Annotated in this window: 21 protein-coding genes; 7 read left to right on the top strand and 14 right to left on the bottom strand. The window is 51.8% G+C overall.

The window, feature by feature from the left end; all coding sequences use genetic code 11:
- Positions 1 to 2: 2 nt before the first annotated feature.
- The 4 genes from C0081_RS04650 to bcsN are packed head-to-tail and all read left to right on the top strand — an operon-like array spanning position 3 to position 6,648.
- The gene (locus tag C0081_RS04650; RefSeq protein WP_101532641.1) at positions 3 to 2,564 is read left to right on the top strand and encodes a cellulose biosynthesis cyclic di-GMP-binding regulatory protein BcsB; all 2,562 of its coding nucleotides are present in this window, start codon (positions 3 to 5) and stop codon (positions 2,562 to 2,564) included.
- Positions 2,548 to 3,636, top strand: a complete 1,089-nt coding sequence (locus C0081_RS04655) for a family 8 glycosyl hydrolase (protein WP_180966760.1) — start codon at positions 2,548 to 2,550, stop codon at positions 3,634 to 3,636. Before C0081_RS04650 ends, C0081_RS04655 begins: the two co-directional genes overlap by 17 nt.
- Positions 3,627 to 5,633, top strand: a complete 2,007-nt coding sequence (locus tag C0081_RS04660) for a hypothetical protein (protein WP_101532643.1) — start codon at positions 3,627 to 3,629, stop codon at positions 5,631 to 5,633. Before C0081_RS04655 ends, C0081_RS04660 begins: the two co-directional genes overlap by 10 nt.
- A gap of 31 nt (positions 5,634 to 5,664) precedes the next feature.
- Positions 5,665 to 6,648: a cellulose biosynthesis protein BcsN gene (gene bcsN, locus C0081_RS04665; RefSeq protein ID WP_101532644.1), complete on the top strand. Its 984-nt coding sequence runs from the start codon at positions 5,665 to 5,667 to the stop codon at positions 6,646 to 6,648.
- A gap of 92 nt (positions 6,649 to 6,740) precedes the next feature.
- Here the strand turns inward: bcsN and acuI are convergent, their stop codons facing one another.
- From acuI to C0081_RS04700, 7 genes are all read right to left on the bottom strand, one after another.
- Positions 6,741 to 7,733 carry an acrylyl-CoA reductase (NADPH) gene (gene acuI, locus C0081_RS04670; RefSeq protein ID WP_101532645.1) on the bottom strand — a complete coding sequence of 331 codons (993 nt, stop codon included), beginning with the start codon at positions 7,731 to 7,733 and terminating at the stop codon, positions 6,741 to 6,743.
- 11 nt (positions 7,734 to 7,744) lie between these two features.
- Positions 7,745 to 8,392: an acrylate utilization transcriptional regulator AcuR gene (acuR, locus tag C0081_RS04675; protein WP_101532646.1), complete on the bottom strand. Its 648-nt coding sequence runs from the start codon at positions 8,390 to 8,392 to the stop codon at positions 7,745 to 7,747.
- A 165-nt stretch (positions 8,393 to 8,557) separates the two neighbouring features.
- Positions 8,558 to 9,568 (bottom strand): exonuclease/endonuclease/phosphatase family protein, encoded by a 1,011-nt coding sequence (locus C0081_RS04680; RefSeq protein WP_101532647.1) that lies wholly within the window; start codon positions 9,566 to 9,568, stop codon positions 8,558 to 8,560.
- Entirely contained in the window at positions 9,565 to 10,617 is a 1,053-nt protein-coding gene (gene ugpC / locus C0081_RS04685; RefSeq protein WP_101532648.1) for a sn-glycerol-3-phosphate ABC transporter ATP-binding protein UgpC, read from the bottom strand. The genes C0081_RS04680 and ugpC overlap by 4 nt, the downstream gene beginning before the upstream one ends.
- A 10-nt stretch (positions 10,618 to 10,627) precedes the next feature.
- On the bottom strand, positions 10,628 to 11,419 hold the full coding sequence (locus C0081_RS04690) for an ABC transporter permease subunit (protein WP_245417860.1): 792 nt from the start codon (positions 11,417 to 11,419) through the stop codon (positions 10,628 to 10,630).
- Positions 11,420 to 11,550: 131 nt separating this feature from the next.
- Positions 11,551 to 12,432, bottom strand: coding sequence for an ABC transporter permease subunit (locus C0081_RS04695; RefSeq protein WP_101532650.1), 882 nt, complete (start codon positions 12,430 to 12,432; stop codon positions 11,551 to 11,553).
- A 171-nt stretch (positions 12,433 to 12,603) separates the two neighbouring features.
- Positions 12,604 to 13,911: an extracellular solute-binding protein gene (locus C0081_RS04700; protein ID WP_101532701.1), complete on the bottom strand. Its 1,308-nt coding sequence runs from the start codon at positions 13,909 to 13,911 to the stop codon at positions 12,604 to 12,606.
- A gap of 347 nt (positions 13,912 to 14,258) precedes the next feature.
- On the opposite strand from C0081_RS04700, the gene C0081_RS04705 reads away from it, so the two are divergent.
- Positions 14,259 to 15,233 (top strand): LacI family DNA-binding transcriptional regulator, encoded by a 975-nt coding sequence (locus C0081_RS04705; RefSeq protein ID WP_210200392.1) that lies wholly within the window; start codon positions 14,259 to 14,261, stop codon positions 15,231 to 15,233.
- A 9-nt stretch (positions 15,234 to 15,242) separates the two neighbouring features.
- Here C0081_RS04705 and C0081_RS04710 read toward each other — a convergent pair whose 3' ends face one another.
- The 5 genes from C0081_RS04710 to C0081_RS04730 all read right to left on the bottom strand — a co-directional run bounded on the left by C0081_RS04710 (position 15,243) and on the right by C0081_RS04730 (position 20,339).
- On the bottom strand, positions 15,243 to 15,893 hold the full coding sequence (locus C0081_RS04710) for a cysteine hydrolase family protein (protein WP_101532652.1): 651 nt from the start codon (positions 15,891 to 15,893) through the stop codon (positions 15,243 to 15,245).
- Positions 15,894 to 16,048: 155 nt separating this feature from the next.
- Positions 16,049 to 17,659, bottom strand: a complete 1,611-nt coding sequence (locus tag C0081_RS04715; RefSeq protein WP_101532653.1) for a bifunctional metallophosphatase/5'-nucleotidase — start codon at positions 17,657 to 17,659, stop codon at positions 16,049 to 16,051.
- 451 nt (positions 17,660 to 18,110) lie between these two features.
- Positions 18,111 to 19,145 carry an NADP-dependent oxidoreductase gene (locus C0081_RS04720; protein ID WP_101532654.1) on the bottom strand — a complete coding sequence of 345 codons (1,035 nt, stop codon included), beginning with the start codon at positions 19,143 to 19,145 and terminating at the stop codon, positions 18,111 to 18,113.
- A gap of 119 nt (positions 19,146 to 19,264) precedes the next feature.
- Entirely contained in the window at positions 19,265 to 19,855 is a 591-nt protein-coding gene (locus tag C0081_RS04725; protein WP_101532655.1) for a TetR/AcrR family transcriptional regulator, read from the bottom strand.
- Positions 19,856 to 19,937: 82 nt separating this feature from the next.
- Entirely contained in the window at positions 19,938 to 20,339 is a 402-nt protein-coding gene (locus C0081_RS04730) for a YchJ family protein (protein WP_101532656.1), read from the bottom strand.
- Positions 20,340 to 20,483: 144 nt separating this feature from the next.
- Between C0081_RS04730 and C0081_RS04735 the strand changes: the two genes are divergently transcribed.
- Together C0081_RS04735 and C0081_RS04740 are read left to right on the top strand one after the other, a co-directional pair.
- The gene (locus tag C0081_RS04735; protein WP_101532657.1) at positions 20,484 to 21,143 is read left to right on the top strand and encodes a GDSL-type esterase/lipase family protein; all 660 of its coding nucleotides are present in this window, start codon (positions 20,484 to 20,486) and stop codon (positions 21,141 to 21,143) included.
- Positions 21,144 to 21,219: 76 nt separating this feature from the next.
- Positions 21,220 to 21,453: a hypothetical protein gene (locus C0081_RS04740; RefSeq protein WP_101532658.1), complete on the top strand. Its 234-nt coding sequence runs from the start codon at positions 21,220 to 21,222 to the stop codon at positions 21,451 to 21,453.
- 4 nt (positions 21,454 to 21,457) lie between these two features.
- Here C0081_RS04740 and C0081_RS04745 read toward each other — a convergent pair whose 3' ends face one another.
- Positions 21,458 to 22,228 (bottom strand): crotonase/enoyl-CoA hydratase family protein, encoded by a 771-nt coding sequence (locus C0081_RS04745; RefSeq protein ID WP_101532702.1) that lies wholly within the window; start codon positions 22,226 to 22,228, stop codon positions 21,458 to 21,460.
- A gap of 152 nt (positions 22,229 to 22,380) precedes the next feature.
- Positions 22,381 to 22,617, bottom strand: coding sequence for an exodeoxyribonuclease VII small subunit (locus C0081_RS04750; RefSeq protein WP_101532659.1), 237 nt, complete (start codon positions 22,615 to 22,617; stop codon positions 22,381 to 22,383).
- Between the last annotated feature and the right edge of the window lie 158 nt (positions 22,618 to 22,775).

Genomic DNA, 22,775 nt, shown 5'->3' on the forward strand with positions numbered 1-22,775 from the left:
AGATGAGAATTTTCAGAGAATCAAAAGCTTATCGCAACCTGACCCTCGCTTGCCTATCGGGTTTGGCGATCATAACGTTGCCTATCGACAATCTGCAAACGGCCCATGCCAGCGCCCTAACAATTGCCAGTGAGAGCAACGCCCCTCCTGAGCGGAGCGGGGCCGAAAACATCTTGCGCGCCGTACGAAGCTGGTCACAGTCAGGCTTTTTTGTGCAAGACGATGCCTTGATAACCCATTCTGTCGATGGCCCCGCGTTTCAGCCCGGTGTCACCCACTTTCCAATAAATGGTTCCGACGGGCTTTTGAATGGCGAGGATTCGCAAACAAGCTGGCCCATATATCTGACAGCTGCCGATCTGGCAGGGCCGGTTGCGGTCAAAATCGGTTTCACCAATTCTGTGACGGTTCTACCTGAATCCTCTCGATTGGGTCTATGGGTCAATGGAACCCATATCGCAACAACTGCACTGCGCCATACGGACAAAATAGGATATCTGGAAGCAGACATCGCTCCGGCGCGGTTGAACATCGGGCGCAATGAGCTGACGCTCAAAGCACAGCAGCACCATCGTATCGATTGTTCCCTTGAAGGCAGCTATGATCTTTGGACAGCGATTGACCTGCAAAGCTCCATTTTGCGTCGCGCTCATGGGGCTGGCCGGATCACGCAATTACAGGATTTGGCGGCGATCTCCAGATCAGCGGACCAATCGGTTGCGGTCAATCTGGTCCTGCCGTCTGATAGTCGGACGGACAATGCACACAAGGAAGCTTTGTTGACCCTCGTGCAACAAGTTATTCTGGCAGCGCAAATTAAAAAACCATCCATTCAGGTTATGACCGAAGCGGCCCTACAAAATGTGGCCCGCACCAAGGGCAGCGCAATTGATGTATTCGCTGGCAGCTTGGATGCATTGCAGCGGCATGCCGGTTTGCAAGCATTATATCAGATTGGCGATGGGCAAGACCTTCTTGTAAAGCAACAGAAGAATGTAGCCTTGGTCCCGTCCGCTGATGGTACGCGCATCCTAATAGCCCGGATTGATGAACTTGCACAAAAGCCCGACGGCTTTTCATTTTTGGGTCAATATGTAGATCACAACAAAGTCCCTCAGGAAGAAAGCTCCATTTCACTCGCCGAATTGGGATATTCAGAACGGGAGTATAGCGGACACCGCTTTTCCGAGCAGGTTCGGCTGACCCTCCCCGCTGATTTTTATCCTGCTGACTATGACAGCGTCGAGTTTCATCTTTTTGCCAGCTATGCCAAATCCATCAAACGGGGCGAGGTGCAGCTTTTGATCAATGGCAAAAGTAAAATCAGCCTGCCAATCCGTATGCAGGATGATGGATTGATCCAAGATCGCTTGATCAAACTGCCATTGTCGGCTTTCTCTGCAGGCGTCAACAGGGTTGAGATTATTGGCCTGTTTGAGAAAAACGATGCGGAAACCCAATGTGCGACGCGCATCAATCGCACACGTGAAGCAATGTTCTATCTATCGGGTGAAAGCTATTTCAGCGTCCCTAAACTGGCGCATTTGCCCGTGCTTCCCAATGTCCGCACCACACTGACAACCGGCTATCCTTATCGCAATCAGGATGGCAGTGCGCAAATATTGGTGCAGCTCTATGATGAAACCATGCGCGGATTGAAAGTCACTGCAGATTTTCTCTCTCGTTTGGCGATCAATTCCGATCAGGTCTTTACAACCTCGATGGCTCGGGCAGGCGAAACATCTGCTGCCTATGCCAACAACCGCATCATCATCGGAAATTTTGCTTCGGTGCCTGCCAAAGAAGCGCATTTTCAGCAGGGTGTAGACTTGATTGCTTTGGCGCAAGCCTCCCAAGGGTTGGGCGACATGGCACAAGGTGTGGACCTCATGCCTACAGCATCCATAAATGCAAAGAGCGTCTACCCTGCTGGGATGCAACGCTATGACACCCGCTTTCGCCCGCAATCCATGCCACCTATGCCTCCTCTGCCGCAACAATCCGGTAATGCTCTGTCGAGAGACAGCCTCAAGGAAGTCTTCAGGCAACGCGCAGCCCGTGAGCGGGACGGGTTTCAATTTTCCGCGTTTTCCTCATCGGTCAAAACCATATTCAGCCCTGTTTCCAGAGCCGTCGCCAAGGTGACGCATCCAAGTGATGGTCCAGCTTCTTTGTCAGGCAACAACAAGGCGCTAATTTCACAACGACGCGTAGATGGTGAAGTCACCACTTTGGTCAGCTATAATATGCAAGCAGCCGATTATCTGGATTTTGATAGTTTGTTTGCCTCCACCGCCCGAGGCAGCGACCCCATTCACACAGTCAGCATTTCCGGCTATGGCGAGACACTGACCCAGCTGAAAAGTGAACAAGAATGGATAGGCAATCTACCGCTGAGCCATTCCAAAAATTGGCATCTTCTGTTTGCCGGATGGCTTTCTAACAATCCGCCTTTTTATGCCTTTTTGACCTTTGTTAGCCTGCTGGTCTTTGGGCTGCTTTCTTCGGTGATCCTGAACCGCACAAAACGTAGCAATGGAGACGATTTTGAGCAAACTTATTAGGATCGCCTGTCTTCTTGTTTGGGCAATGGCCGGTTCAGTCTTTGTAATGGCCGCGTCCGCGCAGGATAACCTCCAAACAAACACGGTGTTTGGCGCCCTTGCAGACTCCCCCTTGTGGGCTGCCTACAAAAAGCAATTTGTCGGGTCCAAGGGCAATGTCATCGACAATGTAAACGGCGGCATCTCACACAGTGAGAGCCAAGGCTATGGTATGCTTTTGGCCATCGCGGCAAATGACAAAGCGGCTTTCGATCTGATTTATAGCTTCACTTCTAACACATTGGCTGTTCGATCTGACGCGCTTCACTCTTGGCGCTACACGCCCACTGCACAGCAAGCTGTCTCTGACACGAATAATGCGTCGGACGGCGATATATTGATCGCCTGGGCGTTGCTTGAAGCCTCTGAAGCCGGATGGGGACAAAATCACAGAGACAAGGCTCTTGAGATCTTGACCGATCTGGAGCCTCAAATGTCGGAATGGCCTGAAATTGGACTAATTCTGGCACCTGGTGAAATGGGGTTCGATTACAAAAAAACGGGTCTGATCGCCAATCTGTCTTATTGGGTTTTCCCTGCGTTTGAACGATTGGCTCACCTCACCGGAGCGCGGCGGTGGTTGCGTTTGCAGGCTAGTGGCGAGCAATTGATTGACCAGTTTGTGATCCAGAAACAAGGTCGCGTTCCTGACTGGATTTTGCTAAAAAAAGGCCATGTCAATGCCCTACTCGCGCCGGAAAAACCGCCTTTGTTTGGTTATGAAGCGATCCGAATTCCGCTCTATTTGCTAATGTCAGAGACTGGCAACAAGGATTTGGCCCTTGCCATTATCAAAGCGGCGCAGACTGCGAGTGGGCAAAAATTGCAAGTGTTGGACATTGAAAGCGGCAAAGCTGAAGACGTGTTCAAAGACGCAGGCTATGACACCATTGTGAGTTTGGCGCACTGCCACGATACAGGCACACCAATCCGTAGCTCTCTGATGCAATCCCTTGATCAAAACTACTATCCAGCCACCCTGCAGTTGCTCGCGCTTGCTGCCGCCAAACAAAGGTATGCATCATGTCTGTAAAACACATCTTGCAACACTCTGCATGGTTTGCTCTTTTGATTGCCGCGACCTGCAGCAATGGTTTGGCAGACGATGGCATGGTGACTGCGGCACAAACAATGCAGGTGGCCAGTGCATCTGAGGCTGGACCCGATATCTATGCATTGAAATATTTTGCAGAACGCGGAGAAACAGAAAAATACAATCAGGAACTCACACGTTTGAGGCTTTCTTACCCGGGTTTTCAAGCACCTGGCGACCCTCTCAACCCGGTTCAAGGGTCCGACCAAAAATATTGGACCCTGTATGGCGAAGGCCGCATTGATGAACTGGAAGCCCTGATCACGCGCCAGCAAGCAGCACAGCCCTACTGGGCCCCAGATCCGGACCTGTTGAAGAAGATCAAACAATATAGGGTGCGAGGTGCATTGCTGAAGGCGCATGCGAATTATGACTTTGATAAAGTCAAGCAATTGGCCAACAGCAACTCTCAAATTATCACGCCGGATGATCCCGACACTTTATGGGCGGTGGCCGAAGCCCTGTCACATGAGAAGAATGGCGAAGGCGCCTTTGAGCTTTATCAGGCCATGCTCTCTCGCTTCTCCGACAAAGACCTGATCAACGCCACCATGCAGAAGGCTGCACGATACCTGCCTTTGGCAGATGCCGGTTATCTTTACAAAAGGGTGCTAGGGGCCGGTTCAAAAGGTTCGAACGGTAGCGCACTGAAAATCAGTTTTGCCCGCGGGTTAGCCATTCGCGCCAATGCCTTTGGATTTGCATTGCCTGTCAATTTTGATCAAGAATTGAATTTGTTCGGCCAACAAGCCGAGCGCAGCAAGGACTGGGCGGATTTGCAACTGTTGGCGTGGACATCCTATGTCAGCGGTAATTTTGACCAATCCTATCGATTTTTTGCGCAAGTCCCCAACGGGAAAGAACATCTTAAAGCTATAGAGGGGCGTATTTTATCCCTCAAGGCGCTAGGAAAATTGCATGAGGCCCAGACCTTGTCACGGGAATGGAAAGGGGCAAACACCGATCTTTCCGGTCTGTATGTCAGTCTTTTTTCCCCGCTCCTACTAGACCACAAAGGCAAACCCCTAACGCAAGGTTTCTTGCAGGATTATGTCAAACACACCAAAGCCCAAAAAAGTGGTGCGGGGGCAGAGGCGTTGGGCTGGTATGCCTTCAATCTCAAACAATTTGATACGTCTTACGCGTGGTTTGACAAAGCAATTGAATGGCAACTGACAGAAACAGCGGCCTATGGCAAAACCCTTGTTGCCGCATTCCTCAACAACAAGCAGGCTTTTTCTGATCTCAAAGCACTCTATGGCGAACAGTATGCGACCGTCGCCAAACTGACCTACAAATCCCAGATACAAGCCTCAAAGCGAGGTTTGGGCAAGCGTGTGTCGACCTTGGATAAATTGTCGCAAGCACACAAGTCCGGTGACTATCATGGCTGTCTCGCCATCGCAGAAGGATTGATTGCCAGTGGTCGCGCAAACGCACAGACACACCAGACCCGTGGTTGGTGCCTCATGCAACTGAAACGTCCAACCGAAGCGCAATTTGCTTTTGAGCAATCGATCCAGACAGCCGGCCAACGACACAATGGCAGACTGCGGGCCACCTCCAGCTATGGGGCCAGTTTGGCCGCCCTTAGCAGGGGCAAGACCCGCGACGCGGAGCGCGTATCGAGCAACGCGGGCCTTTCTCAAAGCCAAAAGCAAGAGATTGACCAGGGTGTTCTGGCACAAAAAGCAACGGAGGCCTTCCGGCAGAAACGCTATCTGGACAGTTTGCATTTCCTTGCTCAGCGCGCGCAGATTGCCCGTGAGCCGCGCAATCTGACGGAATTACGGGCGTGGTCGATGTATCACGTTGGCGACTATCTTGCGGCGCATCGGTTGTTTGTTTCATTGAACAATGTGGTTTCCTCGAAGGCCGTGCGTGACGGAATCAAGGTCACTCGCAACAAAATCCGTCCGTCTCTGCAGATCCACTAAAGGGCTGATGTCCACCCCATAGGGACCAAGAATGCTGACCCATGTAAAGAAATACAATTTGTCCGGCCGCCTGCCCCTTATCGCTCTGGCCACTCTGCCTTTGGCTGCATGCAGTGGCGCGTCGGTGGTGCAAGATGGCTTAATCAGCACGCAAGACTTTTCGCAGGCGATTTCAAGCCATGAGGCGGCGGCGCTTTATAATGAGCAGGCCAACATCCCCGCGTCCATGGTTGTGGTCCGGATGCGCGATAGCACCTCAGGAATTTTATCTGCCACCCAACGGACCTACCAGAATGGCTTTTCCCAGCGCGTAGTCTATCCGATGGCACGCGGAGGACAGGGGGAAAACTATATCGATACGCGCATTGCAGGGCGACGATTGGACCGCAAGAGAAATGACAAACTGCTTTTGCATTCCAGTCGGGCCTCTGACATTGTCGCGGATGCTGCTCGATCGATGCCGGTCGCAAAAGTAGACCTGAGCCAACAAGGCATCTATCGCAACGCTTACGGGCCCTTTGGCATGTTGTTTATTAAAAGTGCCAACGAGGTGAATTGCCTGTTTGGCTGGCAAACCCTGACCGACGAAAACACCTCCCTTTCAGACGGCAATGGTTTGGGCAACTCTGCTAGCTGGCCATCGCGGCAAGGCCTTTCTTATCGCTTGCGCTATTGCGATACAGGTCTGCAAAAAGAGGATGCACAAAATCTGATGGAGCGCATCGAACTCAAGCCCGACTTTGCTCGGCTGTGGCAAAGTGGAGATGCGGTGTCCCTCGCTCCGGTTGCCGCCAAGATCACACCGGCTCCGTCCGTTCGCAAACAGGTGTCTTTAGGCAAACGGGCATTAATCAAGACAAAAGAAAAGGTGTCGATACCGCATCCGGAGACCGATCAGACGGTAGCCACGATCAGTGCGACGTCGAACCCAAGTGTCCCTGCCCCCAACCCGTTGCTCCTCAAAGTGCCATCAGCAGATCTTGCGGAAACCGCCTATTTGGTACCGGCCCCCTGATTGAATTTCAAATGTGCAAATAAAAACGGGCCTTTGATTGAAACCAAAGACCCGTTACGCTTTGCGGTGTGCGGCGAAGATGCGCCGCAACCTTAATCCAGTTCGGGGGAAACCGGAACCACAATGCGACCTTTCACCTTGCCCTCAAGGAACATCGGTGCTGTTTTGATTACATCTTCCAGGGCAACTTCTGTGATCATGGCCTCTAGTTTCTTCTGGTCCAGATCAGTTGCCAGCCGCTGCCAAGCCACTTGTCTTTTTGCCTTTGGCACCATGACGCTGTCCACGCCTTTCAGCGTTACACCGCGCAAAATGAAGGGCGCAACCGTTGTCGGCAAATCCATGCTACCGGCCAGCCCACAGGCGGCAACGGCACCGTTATATTGGATCATAGACAAGATATTGGCCAGAACCTGACCACCGACCACATCCACGGCCCCTGCCCAGCGCTCTTTATTCAGCGCACGGGGTTTGCCCGACACTTCTTCACGATCAATGACAGACGTCGCGCCCAAGTCTTTGAGGTAGCCTGCTTCACTCATACGCCCTGTGACGGCAACAACGTTATAGCCCTTGGCTGCGAGCAATGTTGTGGCAACACTGCCGACACCACCTGTGGCGCCACTGACTACCACTTCCCCTTTATCAGGCGTGATGCCTTGGTCTTCCAGCGCAATGACACAGAGCATTGCGGTGTATCCGGCGGTACCGATGGCCATGGCCTGACGCATAGAAACCCCGTCGGGCAATGGCACCAGCCAGTCACCGTTGACCTGCGCCCGCTTGGCAAGACCGCCCCAATGTTTTTCTCCCACTCCCCAACCATTCAGCACAACGCGGTCACCGACGGTGTAGTCGGCGTGGCGGCTTTCAGTTATAATGCCGGCAAAATCAATGCCCGGTACCATGGGGAAACTGCGCACAACGGGCGAACTGCCGGTGATTGCCAGAGCATCTTTATAATTCAGTGTGGAATAGGCAACATCGACAGCGACTTCACCCTCTGCAAGAGGCTCAAATGTCACTTGGCTTTGTGAAATACTCTGGCCACTTTCACCTTTTTCGATAACAATTGCATCGACCATAACTGGATACCTTAATTTGATACGAGTGTGAAAAAACCGGCGGCAAAGCAGCGCAACGGTTCAGGATTGCGTTCAAGTTTGGCACGAAGCACCGCTCCTTCCCAGCCGATCCAGAAGAAAGCGGCAAGAGCGTCGGGATCATGCTTTTGTGAAATTTGATTTTGATGTTGTGCCTGGCGGAGACAACTGGCGGTTCTTCGTTGCCAGTCCTCGAGCACCGCAATCAATCTTTCGGACACATCAGCGGGAAGCACGCTCATTTCTTGACCCAAGTTGCCAACAAGGCAGCCGCGACGAAATGCGTATTTGGCCATGCCTGCTTCTGCGTCGGTGACAAAACCGCGCAAACGGTCCAGCGGTGCGAGGTCGGATTGCTCGAACCACGCCATCATCTTGGCGGCAAAATACTCATGGTAGGCCTCTATCAACGCCAGTCCATAGTCGGCCTTGGATTTGAAATGGTGGTAAAAACTGCCTTTGGTGATACCTGATGAGGTGAGCACTTCATCAACACTGACCGCAGAATATCCGTGCTCGGTCAAACTGATCAAACCCGCGCGAATGAGCTTCTGGCGCGCAATCTGATCAAGAGGATCCTTGCGCGGGCGCCCTCGTTTTTTGGGTAGTGGGTTCGCATTATTTGAAACGATATCTGACATATGTATTTAATAGACTAATCAGTCTATTAAATACTACTGCTCTTTTGGTATGACAGATCACCCGTTTTTGCATTGCCGCATTTGGCGCTGTGCAAACGCATAACGCACCAAAGCCTATTTGCTTTGGTGCGCTCAAAATATAGGTATTGTCGGTAGCGAGAAGCTTTAACTCCCTTTTGTCACGACATCACACAGAATGCATTCATGGTCAGACAAAGGGGTGCCGTCGGTATCAAGCGAAGCCAATAAAGGCTTGGCGGCGCCCACAAGGCCACGGGCGCAGAACCAATCAAGCTTCATGCGGCGTGTATCATGAGGCGTAATGAGGCTGTTGCGTGTGGTGACACCATCCGGCGTTAGATCCCAGTGATACCCCTGCTCCCGAGCCAAATCGAAAAGGCTTTCAACGCGCCAGTCAAAGTCAGGCGGGATGTGATTGCCGGTATTGAGATCTCCGCCAATCAGTACGGGAATATCGGGAGCAAAGCGATCAATCATACTTAACAGCGAGGCAAACTGCTGATGTCGGTAGGCGGCGTTAGCATTGCTTTCCAGATGGGTGGAGACAACGCAAAGAGGGCCGGTTTCAGTTGGCACAATAGCAGCAACCGCCATGCGCCCTCCCATGCGGGGTTGCTCGGGGTCGGCGGCCGAATTTGAGCCGGTACAGAACCAGCGGCCGTTTTGGTCAAGGCGAAACAGAGCCAGCTTTTCGAATGGTACGGCGGACAAAATTGCATTGCCATGCCACCCGCTGGCGTTAAAGTCATCCTTGCAGTATGGGCGTTCGGTCGGGCCGCCCAAACCCATCTCGAAAAACTCAACCCCATAGGCATACCGCATGCCCAAGGCATTGGCCATCTCGGCAGTGGTGTTACGCTGGCCGGTGCGGGCCATACCGCTGTCCATCTCACTGAGCAGAACCACGGATGGCGTGTGGCTGGCCAAATGATTGGCGCTTCTATCTGGAAAAAGGCAGCGCTCGACATTCCAGGCAGCAACTGTAAAGTCTGCCGACAATCTGCTCGATTTTGCCTTTCCACCAACTTCCAGTGCGGTCATAGCAGGAATGTCGGTGAGCAAGGCGCGATGCTGATCCGGCGTGCGTTCAACACGAAGAATCCGGTGACGCTCAGCGTCTGTGATATCCGGCAGGCTTGAGACCAAATCTGTCATAATCTAAAACCACTTTCTTTATCGAAGAAGTGCGCAGCATTGGGTTTCAATCCATAGGTCACTGGACCAGTGATCGCTTGCACGTCTTTGGGCACGCTGACGGAGAAATCTTGTCCGCCAAGCTTGCCATGCATCAAATGGTTGGCACCCAACTCCTCAACGATCTGGACGTCACAAGGCAGACCGCCCTCAGCCCGCATTTCGACATCTTCGGGGCGGATCCCGAGCAGGAATTCTTTGTCCGCAGACTTGGGGGCTTCAATATTGATTTGGATATCATCCCCTATGGAAAGCAGACCGTTCTCGGACCGCGTAGCGTTGAGCAGGTTCATTGGTGGTGCACCCATAAATCCAGCCACAAAGGTGGACGCAGGCTGGTTGTAAATCTCGGCGGGCGTGCCGATCTGCTCGATGCGGCCTTCATTAAGCACAATGATGCGGTCGGCCATGGTCATCGCTTCAATCTGATCATGGGTCACATACACTGCAGTGACACCTAGCCGCCGCTGAAGAGAGCGAATCTCGATGCGCATTTGGTTGCGCAATTTCGCGTCCAAGTTTGACAAAGGTTCGTCGAACAAAAACAACTCGGGAGAACGCACAATGGCCCGCCCCATGGCTACACGTTGGCGCTGTCCTCCAGACAATTGGCTGGGACGACGGTCGAGATAGTCCATCAGGTTCAGCATCTTGGCTGCATCGAGGACTTTTTTCTGAATTTCGGATTTGGGCAAGCCGCGATTTTTCAGACCATAACCCATGTTCTGGGAGACAGTCATATGCGGATAAAGGGCATAGTTCTGAAAAACCATGGCGATGTTGCGGTTGGCGGGGTCGACGTCATTGACGACGCGCTGACCGATGGAAATGGCACCGCCGGATATTTCTTCAAGACCGGCGATCATGCGCAGCAATGTCGATTTACCACACCCCGAAGGGCCGACGAGCACGACAAATTCGCCATCGGGAATTTTGAAACTACAGGGTTTGACCGCTTCGAAACCGTTGGGATAGATTTTGCGGACCATATCAAGCGTGACAACAGTCATTGGAATTTCCTTACTTATCGGATTCGGTCAGGCCCTTAACGAACCAGCTTTGAAAGAAGATAACCACGGCGACGGGCGGAATGATCGCAAGGATCGCCAAAAGATTGCCGCGACCATATTCGGGAATTTGGCCGTCATACATGCTGGCCGTTATCTGTTTGATGCCGCGTAACAGCGTGAACATGTCTTCATCAGTGGTGATCATGGTTGGCCAGAGATACTGGTTCCAGCCGTAAACAAACATGATGATGAAGATCGCAGCAATCATGGTGCGCGACAGGGGAACCAAAATATCAATGAAGAATTTCAGCGGCCCCGCGCCATCGATGCGGGCGGCTTCGACCAGTTCTTCGGGTACGGATAGAAAAAACTGGCGAAAGAAAAAGGTGGCTGTCGCCGAAGCGATGAGCGGCAGGATCAAGCCGGTATAGCTGTTGAGGAGCCCCATTTTCTGTACAATTTCATAAGAAGGCAAAATACGCACTTCTAGCGGCAACAACAGGGTTGTGAAGATCAACCAAAAAGCGAAAGTGGCAAAACGCAAACGAAAATAGACAATGGCGTAGGCGGCCATCATAGAGATGACGATTTTGCCCATAGCGAAGCCGACCCCAAGGATCAGCGAGTTTTTGAACATGCTCAGGCCGGTGTTTTCGCCCGAGAAGCCAGAAGCGCCGAACAGGGCTTTCGTCAGATTGCTATAAAACTCATCTCCGATGGTCAGGCTAGGACCGTGTTTGAGGATTTCAACATCCGTAACCGTGGTCATTTGCAGCACCATCACCAGAGGCAGGACCATCATCAACGCGCCGATGATCAGGATGCCATGATCGATAATCGCACTGAAATGGACCCTGCGCTTTTTTGGCACAATCACGGGCGCTTCAGTTCCGGAAGCCCCGATTGAATGAGATGTATCAGTCATAATGGACCTCATGTGTAATGAATGCGCCGCTCGATGAGGCGGAATTGGAAAATGGTCATGGCCAGCACCAGCACCATCAAAATAACCGACTGTGCTGACGAACCACCCAGATCATTGCCACGGAAGCCATCGACATAGACCTTGTAGACCAGTGTCATAGGGTTTGATCCCGGTTCACCGCGCGTGATCGTGTCTAACGTTCCGAAGGTGTCAAACAGCGAATAGGTGATGTTGGTGATCAGTAGGAAAAAACCGGTGGGCGCGAGCAGCGGGAAGGTTATATCCCAAAAACGCCGCATGCTTGATTTGTTATCGATCTTGGCCGCTTCCAATATGGCACGGGGGATGGACTGCAAACCCGAGAGGAAAAAGATAAAATTGATCGGGATCTGCTTCCAGACCGAAGCAATGATCATTGCGGCGGCGGTGTCATAATAATTCACGCCAATGACAAAGTCATAGCCAAAATAACCGAGCAGATTGGTCAAAGGCCCCCACCGCTGGGAAAACATCACCAAAAAAATAAAACCAGCAACCGGTGGCGCCACAGCGTAAACCCACATCAGCAAGGTGCGATAGGTTTTGGCACCCTTGATCACTTTGTCTGCCTTGACTGCAAACAACAAAGCCAGCGCAAGAGAGAAGAAGGTCACCAGCAGGCAAAACACCAAAGTGAATAGCGCAATTCTGGCATATTCGGGGTTGCTCAGAATGTCGATATAATTGTCCAAACCGACAAAAGTCGAGCTGAAGCCAAACGGGTCTTCTAGATAAAAAGACAGCTTTAAAGCCTGAAATGCAGGCCAGTAGAAGAAAATGGCGATGATCGAGAGCTGCGGTAGCAGGAACAGGATCGGCAGCCAACGGGATTGGAATCCGGCGCGTTTCACGTTTGGGCCTCATAGTCTGGCGCGCCGTTTTTCGAGCGTTGTCGGGCGCTGCGTCTTCGGGTGCAACACCTGACAGATGCCAGTGATGCAATGCTTTCGAGCTGCGGAGTTGCAACCAAAAAATGAGACGGCCGCATCAAATACGGCCGTCCGTTGATTGATCAAAAAGATTTATTTTTGAGTTTTGGCAAAACGCTCAAGCAGAGTGTTGCCTTCTTTTTCGATGGTAGCCAGCGCGCTATCAATATCGGTTTCACCGGAAAGGAAACGGGTGAGTTCACGGTTTTCTACGTCACGGATCTGAACATAGAAGCCCATACGATAGCCTTTGGTGTTTTCACCAGACTGAAGAGACAGCTGTTTGATGCCGACTTCAGCAGCTGGCAGGCGATCATAGTGACCATCTTTTTTGGCCAGCTCGTAGGCAGCTGTGGTGATGGGCACATAGCCGGATTCTTTGTGCCAGAAATATTGGATTTCAGGCGATGTCAGGAATTTGAAGAAAGCGGCAGTTGCAGCATTTTCTTCAGCAGGTTTGCCAGACATAGCGAACAGAGACGCGCCGCCGATGAAGGTTTGATAGCCCTCTTTGGTGATTGATTCCCAATAAGGCAGGTTGGTCGCGGACCATTTGAACGGCAGGTTTTTCTGCGTCAAACCACCAAAGGAGCCTGAAGACCCAATCCAAAGGCCAACTTTGCCTTCTTCGAACTGGGATTGATTGTCACCCCAAGAGGTGCCGTAGAAACCGAACAGGCCATCATCAAGCCATTTCTTGACGTGGGTCCAGTGCATTTTCTGCTCTGGTGAGTTGATCAGGATCTTGGTGCCTTTGGCGCCAGTATAGCCATTGTCGTTGGTTGCGAATGGCAGGTTGTGGCGAGAATGGAAATTCTCGACAAATTCCCAAGGCAGGTGAGACTGAACGAAAGCAACATAACCGGCTTTTTTCAGAGCAGGCGCTGTTACAGTTTCGAACTCTTCATATGTCACAGGAGCGGTAACACCGGCTTTTTCTAAAGCGTCGGCATTGTAATACATGATTGGAGAGGATGAGTTGAACGGCATGCCGATCATCTTGCCGTTGCTGTCCGCGTAGAAATAACGCACACCGGAGATGTAATCTTCGATGTTGAATTCCACACCATTGTCAGCCATCAGATCCTGCACTGGGATAGTCGCACCCTTGGCACCGATGATGGTAGCAGAACCGGCATCAAACACCTGCATGATGTTTGGCTGTTCGCCAGCGCGGAATGCGGCGATACCAGCAGTCAAAGTGTCTTCGTAGCCGCCCTTAAAGATCGGAGTGATCTTATACTCGTCCTGAGAGGCATTGAACTTCTCGGAAATGGCATTGACGGTTTCGCCAAGCTGGCCACCCATAGCGTGCCACCAAGTGATTTGTGTTTCAGCAAATGCTGCGCTTGACATCAGGCTCAGCGCGGCGCTGGCGACTGCGATTTTCAGGAATTTCATTGTTTGCTCCAAACAAATTGCCTGTAGGCATCCCACAAAAAGAGCCAACATGTGCAGGATGCCCATGCTGGATATGAAAACAGTGTCCCGGATTAAGCCGGGCCCTGCGCACAAAATGCTAAACATCCAAACCCCGCTATTTTGCCTCTTGAAGAAAAGGCAGCATGGCGGCATTTGGACTTGCAACTTTTCTGCACACGTGTTCACATAACGCCTGAAGATAACAGTCATATGACGCTTGCATGGCTGTTCGTTGACATGGCTTCCAACGCTCAGGTAACCAACAGATCATGTCTGGAAATGGCACAAGCAAACCGTCCACGCTCACACAAAGGCGCCCAAGGCGCGTGACCGCTTCTGATGTTGCCAAGGCTGCGGGGGTGTCCCGATCGGCCGTTTCTCGTGCTTTTACTGACGGGGCCTATCTGGACGATGCCAAACGCACGCTGATCAAGAGCACCGCTTTACAGTTGGGTTATCAACCCAATGCGCTAGCGGCTAGCCTGCAAGGCAACCGCACCAATTTGGTGGGGATCATCGCGGGGGATTTGGGCAACCATTACGATTCTGAATTTGTGGCACAGTTGGTTTCGGGGCTGAATGCTGCGAATAAGTGGCCGCTGGTTCTGGGCGGGTCTGAAGCCGTGACCGAGGAAGCCATCAGGTCGGTTCTTCATTTTCCTCTCGATGTTTTGATCGTGCGTGGCGGCAGCATTCAGGCCTCGCTGATTGATGATTGTGCCAAGCTGAATATTCCGGTCATCTTTTCCGGCCACGTGGTCGACGCTCCCAACACCGATTGTGTATCCTGCCGCAATGCGATGGGAACGGCGCTGGCAACAGAGCTGTTGATAGCCAAAGGCCGACGCGCCTTTGGCTATGTAGGTGGCCCTCCTTCGCGAACATCACAAACGGAACGCCTGACCGGTGTGACAAGCCAATTGCAGAAACACGGGCTTGAATTGGTGGCGCATCGTCATGCTGATTTCACCTTTGAAGGTGGCAGTCTGTGTGCTCAGGAGCTTTTGGCGGCGTACGCGCTGGATGCCATTATATGCGCCAATGATGCCATGGCGTTGGGGGTTCTGTCCGCAGCACGCATCATCGACAAGACCGCGGTGCCTCGCGATCTATCTGTTATTGGCTTTGATGATATTGCTATGGCTTGTTGGCCAGATTTCAATCTGACCACCATTCGCAATCCGATTGAGCAGACTGTGTCAGAAATACTGCGCTTGCTAGAAGCCCGTCTGGAGGATCCAGACAAAGCCAAAGAAGTGTCAATGATTGACCCGATCCTTATTGAGCGCGGCACCCACTGAAAATCCGGTTTAGACCGGCAATTGATTGGCGGCTTTGGCACCAGCGAGAAGCAGTTTTTCGCGCAAGCCACTCCATTTGCTTTTATCACGAGCGAGAATAGCGTCATCGAGAAGGGTGACATTATAGTTGCGTTTGAGCGCGCCATTAGCGGTGGCATTCACACAGGCTGCGGCTTCCTGGCCCGTCAGGTATAGATGACCGACGTTATGCTCTTCGAGAATCTTGGACAGCATGGGAGAGGTAAAACTGTCCCCTTCATGCTTCCAAATATGATGGTCGGCTTTGAATATAAGATCGCGGTCACGCACCAACCCTTGGGAGTCTTCAACACCCCGTCCACCCGCGATCAGTTTTATCACGATTTTTTCCAGCGGGTCGATAAAAGCATGGCTGACTTCGATGATCGGGATATCAGCGCCTTTTGCGATCTCGGTCAATTGATTGATGGCTTTGACACTGGCAGTTAGGCTTTGCTCATCATGTCCTTTTTCGCCAGCATTGCGGGTGAAATCTTCCTGCATGTCGATGACCAGCAAAGCGGCATTAGGGCGTTCTTCTGGCTGGATCGGCACAATTTTGGGACGGTTGGTCAGCTTGTAAAGTGCGTTGGCCAAGACAAAAACGATGCATGCTAAAATAAAGCCGAGAATGAGGTTCATGTCTTGTCTCCTGATTGTGATTGGCGCATTTTGGATCCCTTCACAATATGGCACCGGCTTGATTCCACGACAAGAAGGCCTTTAGTGGTTCGTGCACTAAAAAAGCCCGACAGACAATATCCGCCGGGCTTCAATTTGATTACAATCGCAAAAGGTTATTTCACTTCAGTGATGCGACCGTCCAGAACGGGTTTGAACCCTGGATTTTTAGCAATGTAGCTTGCCAGAACTTCTTCCAGGCCCGGACCGTAGTCATAGGCGTTTTTGCCGTCGGTTTTGAAGACTTTGTAGCCATCACCGCCGGAGCGCATATAGTTGTTGGAAGCCACACCATAGACAGCTTCTGGGTCGATTGGTGCCCAAGCTCCGTCTTTCATAACCTCAACAGAAATGACACGCTCACCAACGGGTTTGGCTGCAGACCAGCTGTATTTGATACCGGCGACTTGAGGGAAACGGCCCGCGACTTTCTCGACTTGAGAAAGACCATTTTCCAAAGCTTCGACAACCCCTGCCCCTGTGAGCTGGAAAGTGGCCAATGTGTTCTGGAATGGCAGAACAGACAGCACTTCACCCATGGTGACTTCGCCAGCCTGAATGGAAGAACGCAGTCCGCCACCATTCTGAATGACGATGGAAACGCCCTGCGCTTTTACACGATCAAGGATCGCATCAGCAACAACGCTACCCATTTCGCACTCTTTCAAACGGCAGTTATCACGAGAGCCGTCAATGTCGGCTTCGATTGAACCGATAACCTTGACTTTCAGCTCTTCGATTGGCGCGCCCAATTCAGCAACACGAGCCTTAAAGCCTTCGTCCATAGCAACGGATTTGTCGAGCAGAATGGGATCACCCTTGGCAGAGATGATGTCGCCATTGTCATTGAAGGTCACTTCAATGTCGCCAACATATTTGGAATAGGCATAGGCCTGAACGATAGGCACGTCCTTGCCGTCTGGGTTTTTCACCATCACTGGATAAGGGCCAGCGGCCTTATCATCGGTGTTGGATAGAAGCGTATGGGAGTGGCCACCAACGATCATGTCAATGCCAGAGACTTTGGATGCCAGATCCATGTCTTTTGTCAGGCCTTCGTGCGTGACGGCAATGATTTTGTTGACGCCCTGCTCGGTCAGTTCCTGTACGGCTTGTTTCAGATAATCCTCAGACGAAGAGAAAATGACCTTATCGCCGGGGGAAGACGTTTCGACGGTGTCTTCTGCAAGGGTGGAGACAAGCCCGATTTTCTGGCCGCCGACTTCCTTGATAATGTAGCCGGAAATCTTACCTGCCAGCAGCGGCTCGCTGGATACGTCGATGTTGCCTGAAATCACCGGAAATTCTGCTTTGGCGAGGAAATCAGCGAGGCCTTGCGGGCCATCGTCAAATTCGTGGTTGCCAACAGCCATAACGTCAAAGCCAATGCCATTCATGAATTCGACAGCGGCAGCGCCTTTATAGGTGGAATAAAACAGTGAGCCTTGGAACTGATCTCCGGCATCAATGGTCAGCACATTTTTGCCAGCATCTTTCAGCGCAGCGCGGCGCTGGTCGAGCATGGATTTGACACGGGCGACGCCACCAAAGCATTTGCCTTCTTCTTCGCCTTTGGCGTTGCAAGTGGAGTCATATTTGTTGATCGATTCAATGCGAGAATGCAGATCATTGATATGCAGGATGTTGAGGGAATAGTCCGCATTTGCTGAGCCGGCAAAACCAACGGTCAGAGCCAAAGCGGCAACACTGGTGAAAAGTGCTTTCATGTAAGTGAAACCTCCAAAAAAATATGATCTCCCGCTCGACAAAGATCGAGTGACGGATTTGCCCGCCCCGAATGACCGTTCTTAAGTCGGCTCGGTTCAGAGTCTGGCGAGGCCTGTCAGGGAGCCTTCGTTCGGGTTTGTATTCCGGGGAACCCAAAAACGAAAAATACGATAACGACCACACACAACTGTTTCATGACAATCATGGGTCTGACCAGCCCTGCTATCGATATCCCCCCAAAATATGTCGCCCCTTGTGGACATATACTGATCATATCATCGCTAATTAGGCAACGCGCGCCACAAATTACGGCAATTGGCACTTAATCAATCACACATGTTGCCGTTTCAGCCAAAGATGTTGCTTTATTGGAAGTGCGCTGGATCGGCATCGTGCCTTTATGATGTCGATCCAGCTTGATTGGCAAGAATGCGGGTCTAGCCAATCGAATTAGTGTTCAGCCACTTTGATGACCATTTTGCCAAAGTTGCGGCCTTCCAGCAGGTCTAGGAAAGCCGATGGCGCATTTTCCAGACCTTCGACCAGATGCTCGCGGTATTTGATTTTGCCTTCTTTGATCCACGCCATCATATCGGCAGAAAACTCTGGATAGACATGGCCAAAATCGTCAAAAACGATAAAGCCCTGTACCTTGATTTTTTTGACAAGGAATGTGGACATCAACGCGCCTGACATGTCCGGTCCTTCTGGAGCTTGCGTGGCGTTATACATCGCGATCAAGCCGCAGAGCGGGATGCGGGCATTGGCGTTGAGTAAGGGCAGAACCGCCTTGAACACAGCGCCGCCGACATTTTCGAAATAGACATCAATCCCAGCCGGACAGTTGGCAGCCAATTGTTCGGCAAAGTCATCAGCAAAGCGGTCAATACAGGCATCAAAGCCCAATTCATCCACCGCGTAGGCACATTTTTCCGCTCCACTTGCAATGCCGACGGCGCGAGCGCCTTTGATTTTGGCAATCTGCCCAACCTGTGAGCCAACGGCTCCTGTTGCCGCAGCCACAACAACGGTTTCACCCGGTTTAGGATCTCCGATTTTCAGAAGACCAGCATAGGCGGTGAGGCCCGGCATACCCAAGACGCCCAATGCCCATGAGGGTGCCTCTGGGTTCTTGCCCATGTTGGTGACCATCGTGCCGTCCGAGAGGGCATAATCCTGCCAGCCGTTAAAAGAAAGCACCCAATCGCCAACTTCAAACCCCTTTACATTCGATTTGACCACACGTGCGACAGTGCCGCCTATCATGGTGCCTCCGATTGCGACGGGCTCCGCATAGGATTTGGCATCGCTCATCCGGCCCCGCATATAGGGATCGAGCGACAGATAGACCGTACGCAACAGCATTTGGCCCTCCGCAGGCTCAGGGATGGCGTCGGTTTCAAGGCGCAAAGTGGCATCATCCGGTGCTCCAACAGGGCGTTGTGCGAGGATCAATTTACGATTTACGGTGTTTGATTGTGTCATGGGTGTCTCCTGAAGACTGAATGAACCGGCAATATTAGACCGGTCGTCTATTTTTAAGCCAACATCTGTTGGCATTATGGGGTTAAATAAGCGCCATTATATTGGATTGAGGGGGTGAGCTAACCGGTGGGGAGCAACATCTCGCTGTTGCGTCTGGCCATTCGAAAGGGTTCGACCGATTGTTCCAGTTTGGCCAACAGGCTCGCACCCAACCACATTTGATAAAGAAGAGATGCCGTCGCATCTGAATCAATTTTGTCGGAAAGCGAGCTATCCTTGATACCAATCCTGATTTGTGTTGCCAGCCGATCAGAGATCCCAACAGCCCCTTTGGACAGGATTGAGCGCATCGCGTCTGACATGTCCGAAACCTCCGCACCCAATTTGACAATCAGGCACTGGCTTTTGCTACCCGGCGGTGATTGTGTGATGATCCACTGGTCGAAAAATTCCATCAGGCCTTCGCGACCCGTGCGCCCTTCCTTACTCCAGAGAGTATCGAGGCGCTCGTGATAGGCCTCAACATAGAGCTCGAGTAGTTTGCACCCAAAATCCTCTTTTGAGGAAAAATAGTGATAGAAGGATCCTTTGGGAACAGACGCATGCTTGAGCAACAACCCAAGCCCCATTGCATTGAAGCCATGGGCCGAAATGAGCTCTCGTCCGACGGTTAGAATATGATCACGTGTCTGTTCTGTTTTCTTTTGCATGGTGACCTTATAGATTAGAATAGACCGGTCGTCTAGTTATTTTTATCAACAGGGCGTTTTGATGGTGCTTCAGGCTGTTTGGTCACCCTTGGGGTAGAGCCTCGACATAGTACCAGCGACCAGATTTCTTGCGAAAAAGGCTTAATTCACGGTGCAAGGCCATGGCTCCGGCAGACAAATAGCGCGCTTCGAACAAAACCGTTCCATCGCGATCCTTTGCTGTGCCTTTCTCTACACTCAAGATCTCAAGACCCACCCAATGGCTTTCGGAGGCCCATTTGGAAACAGCAAAACTGTCAAAATCGGGCTGGTATTTCGGCCATAAGGTATCTTTTAAATAGGCGATATTTTGCTTCGCATAGGCCGTGTAGCGCGAACGCATCAAGGCTTGTGCTGTATCAGGTAGCGCAGTGCCAACAAGATAGCGTTCGCAACACGCACCGAAGGGTTTGTCGCTGCCACATGGGCAAGGATCTTGTTGCATAATGTGTCGCGTCCCTTGTTTTCGTAAAGCTCAGCCGGATCTGTTGTATTTACTCACCATCGCCTTTGCAATCTCGATCATCGATAAGACTTGATCTGCCCTGATAAATCTGTTGCATTCGGTCCAACGATTAGGAGAGATATCATGCGCCGAGTTTGCTTTGTTGGAGCATCGACGACCGAAGGCATGGGAGATGAGGCAGGTCTTGGTTGGCCCGGTCGGCTTTGGCAGGCGCATCGTGGCAAAGTGACAGAATTTGTCCCCTATAATCTTGGCGTACGCGGACAGACCATGCATCAGATCAAGAAGCGCGCGCGAGAAGAGTGTAACGCGCGCCTGCTGCAGTCGATGGGGCCCTTGATTGTGCTTGGAACCGGTGCCAATGACCTCTCCCGCTTTGCTGATGGCGACTATGACGGCAAGTTGCGCACACCGCGCGGCGGGCTGGCCCGTACCTTTCGGGCTTTGGTCGGGGAGCTCAAAGAGCTAGCGCCTATTCTTGTCGTTGGCCCCGCCCCCATTGATGAAGCGCAGATGCCCTATCGCTTGACCAAACAAATGCAATTTGATTTTCGCAATGAAGACATTGATGCCGGATCGGTTCTCTATGCGGATATTTGCCGTGATCTCGACGTACCATTCTTCAATCTTTATGCAGCTCTTGCTGACAGTCCGGTCTATCGTCGCGCGCTTGCCGAGGGCGATGGTTTGCACCCGACGGGTATCGGCTATCAACGCTGTGTAGAGATCTTGGAAGACTGGATTGCCTGGAAGAAAGCCATAGGCGAAGGCTGGGTTCGCTAGCCCCCCCCCCTTCTTCACATTGCATTCACCGGCAATCGGGCTTAAGGATGTGCCGAACAAATCCAAGGAGACTTCCATGCCCAACGTTCCCAGCATTTTCAATATCGGCAGCTATGAAATGATCGTGCTGCAGGTGCTCATGTTGGCGGGGATCATCGGGGCCATTACGGCCAAAGCCAGAGGTCGGTCCGGCTTTGTTTGGTTTGTGATCAGCGTTGTCACCTGCGGAGCCGGAATTTTGGTTGTTTTGTTCATGCCAGTTGTCGAAAAAGCACCCACCAAGGCCTCGGAAAACAAACCGCAGGACTGACCGGTTATTTTCGATTAAGGAAAGCTGCAAAGGCGGCTTGCGCTTCAGCGGAACCAAGTTGAGTTGCAAAGGCGGCCGCTTCTTCACGAATACGGGATTTAACCTCCTCGACACCAGCTTTGCGCAACAAATCCCGTGCGATTTTCATCGCCCCTACAGGCTTTGTCGCTATTGTTTTGGCCGCGGCCAAGGCAGTATCCTCCAATGCATCCGCACTGGTCACGGCATTGACTACGCCTGCTTTTTCAAACGCCATGGCATCAAAGGCCTGCCCCATACACAGCAACTCAAAGGCTTTCGGATGACCCATTATGCGCGGTCCCAATAGAGAACTGGCGGCCTCGGGCAAGAGAGCTAGATCGGTGAAGGGGGTTTTAAACAGGCAGCGCTCGGAGGCGACAACATAATCACAATGGAACAGCATCGTTGTGCCCACGCCAATGGCCAAACCGTCAACGCCAGCAATCAACGGCTTTTGTGACTGGGCCAAGGTGTTGAGAAAAGCAACAATTGGCTCTCCCAAAGCGCCAGCTGTTGCCATTTTGGCAAATTCCGCAATGTCGTTGCCCGCGCTAAAAGCCCCGGGTAGGCCGAGCATCAGGGTCGCACGTGTATCGACGTCGTCGTTTGCTCCGGTCAAGGCCGCGGCAATTGCGTCATACATGGGAAGAGTGAGGGCATTTTTCTTTTCAGGGCGATCCATGCGGATGGTGCGGACACCGTCTGCGACTGTTACCTTGATTTCCTGACAACCAGTTTCAATCTGCGTGCTCATAGTCATTCCACTCTTCGCCATATCGATAAATACACATCTAACGTATGGGGAATGCAACCGAATGACAATACGACACTTTCGGTATAGTCATGCAAAGAAGAAACAGAATAGACACTGAGCACCGGGCATCATAGTGATGCCGAAACTGGGGATCAATCAACGTCCAAAGGTTCGGTACCGACAGGCTGGCCTTCTGCAGAAAGGCGGATTTTTTCGACCTTTTCTTCTGCCTTTTTCAACAAAGCATCGCAGTGCCGCTTCAGTGCTTCTCCGCGCTCATAGGCTTCGATGGATTTTTCCAACTCAACATCGCCTCTTTCAAGACGCTGAACGATCTGCTCCAGCTCGGCCAAAGCCGCTTCGAATGTGAGTTTGGACAGGTCTGTCATGGCGAAGAACGTTCCTTTGGCGCAGAAAAGATGTCGAATCAAGCGGCGTCAGTGAGGTGCCGCTTCTTCTTCATACATGGAAACAACGATCTGCAAAAGCCTTCCCGCATTGGAAGACTATATCCTTGGGATCGTTAAACCTGCATTTAACAGAAAAG

Origin of the sequence: Cohaesibacter celericrescens (assembly GCF_002866925.1) — a bacterium.
GTDB classification, from domain to species: domain Bacteria; phylum Pseudomonadota; class Alphaproteobacteria; order Rhizobiales; family Cohaesibacteraceae; genus Cohaesibacter; species Cohaesibacter celericrescens.

What these genes read in the sequence shown, in the direction of transcription:
- C0081_RS04740 (WP_101532658.1), top strand. Translation starts at nt 21,220, where the DNA reads ATGCCCAACGTTCCCAGCATTTTCAATATCGGCAGCTATGAAATGATC.
- C0081_RS04700 (WP_101532701.1), bottom strand. Translation starts at nt 13,911, where the DNA reads ATGAAATTCCTGAAAATCGCAGTCGCCAGCGCCGCGCTGAGCCTGATG.
- C0081_RS04735 (WP_101532657.1), top strand. Translation starts at nt 20,484, where the DNA reads ATGCGCCGAGTTTGCTTTGTTGGAGCATCGACGACCGAAGGCATGGGA.
- C0081_RS04690 (WP_245417860.1), bottom strand. Translation starts at nt 11,419, where the DNA reads ATGATGGTCCTGCCTCTGGTGATGGTGCTGCAAATGACCACGGTTACG.
- C0081_RS04725 (WP_101532655.1), bottom strand. Translation starts at nt 19,855, where the DNA reads ATGCAAAAGAAAACAGAACAGACACGTGATCATATTCTAACCGTCGGA.
- acuR (WP_101532646.1), bottom strand. Translation starts at nt 8,392, where the DNA reads ATGTCAGATATCGTTTCAAATAATGCGAACCCACTACCCAAAAAACGA.
- C0081_RS04730 (WP_101532656.1), bottom strand. Translation starts at nt 20,339, where the DNA reads ATGCAACAAGATCCTTGCCCATGTGGCAGCGACAAACCCTTCGGTGCG.
- C0081_RS04750 (WP_101532659.1), bottom strand. Translation starts at nt 22,617, where the DNA reads ATGACAGACCTGTCCAAACTCACATTCGAAGCGGCTTTGGCCGAGCTG.
- C0081_RS04715 (WP_101532653.1), bottom strand. Translation starts at nt 17,659, where the DNA reads ATGAAAGCACTTTTCACCAGTGTTGCCGCTTTGGCTCTGACCGTTGGT.
- bcsN (WP_101532644.1), top strand. Translation starts at nt 5,665, where the DNA reads ATGCTGACCCATGTAAAGAAATACAATTTGTCCGGCCGCCTGCCCCTT.
- acuI (WP_101532645.1), bottom strand. Translation starts at nt 7,733, where the DNA reads ATGGTCGATGCAATTGTTATCGAAAAAGGTGAAAGTGGCCAGAGTATT.
- C0081_RS04720 (WP_101532654.1), bottom strand. Translation starts at nt 19,145, where the DNA reads ATGACACAATCAAACACCGTAAATCGTAAATTGATCCTCGCACAACGC.
- C0081_RS04745 (WP_101532702.1), bottom strand. Translation starts at nt 22,228, where the DNA reads ATGAGCACGCAGATTGAAACTGGTTGTCAGGAAATCAAGGTAACAGTC.
- C0081_RS04710 (WP_101532652.1), bottom strand. Translation starts at nt 15,893, where the DNA reads ATGAACCTCATTCTCGGCTTTATTTTAGCATGCATCGTTTTTGTCTTG.
- C0081_RS04680 (WP_101532647.1), bottom strand. Translation starts at nt 9,568, where the DNA reads ATGACAGATTTGGTCTCAAGCCTGCCGGATATCACAGACGCTGAGCGT.
- C0081_RS04650 (WP_101532641.1), top strand. Translation starts at nt 3, where the DNA reads ATGAGAATTTTCAGAGAATCAAAAGCTTATCGCAACCTGACCCTCGCT.
- ugpC (WP_101532648.1), bottom strand. Translation starts at nt 10,617, where the DNA reads ATGACTGTTGTCACGCTTGATATGGTCCGCAAAATCTATCCCAACGGT.
- C0081_RS04660 (WP_101532643.1), top strand. Translation starts at nt 3,627, where the DNA reads ATGTCTGTAAAACACATCTTGCAACACTCTGCATGGTTTGCTCTTTTG.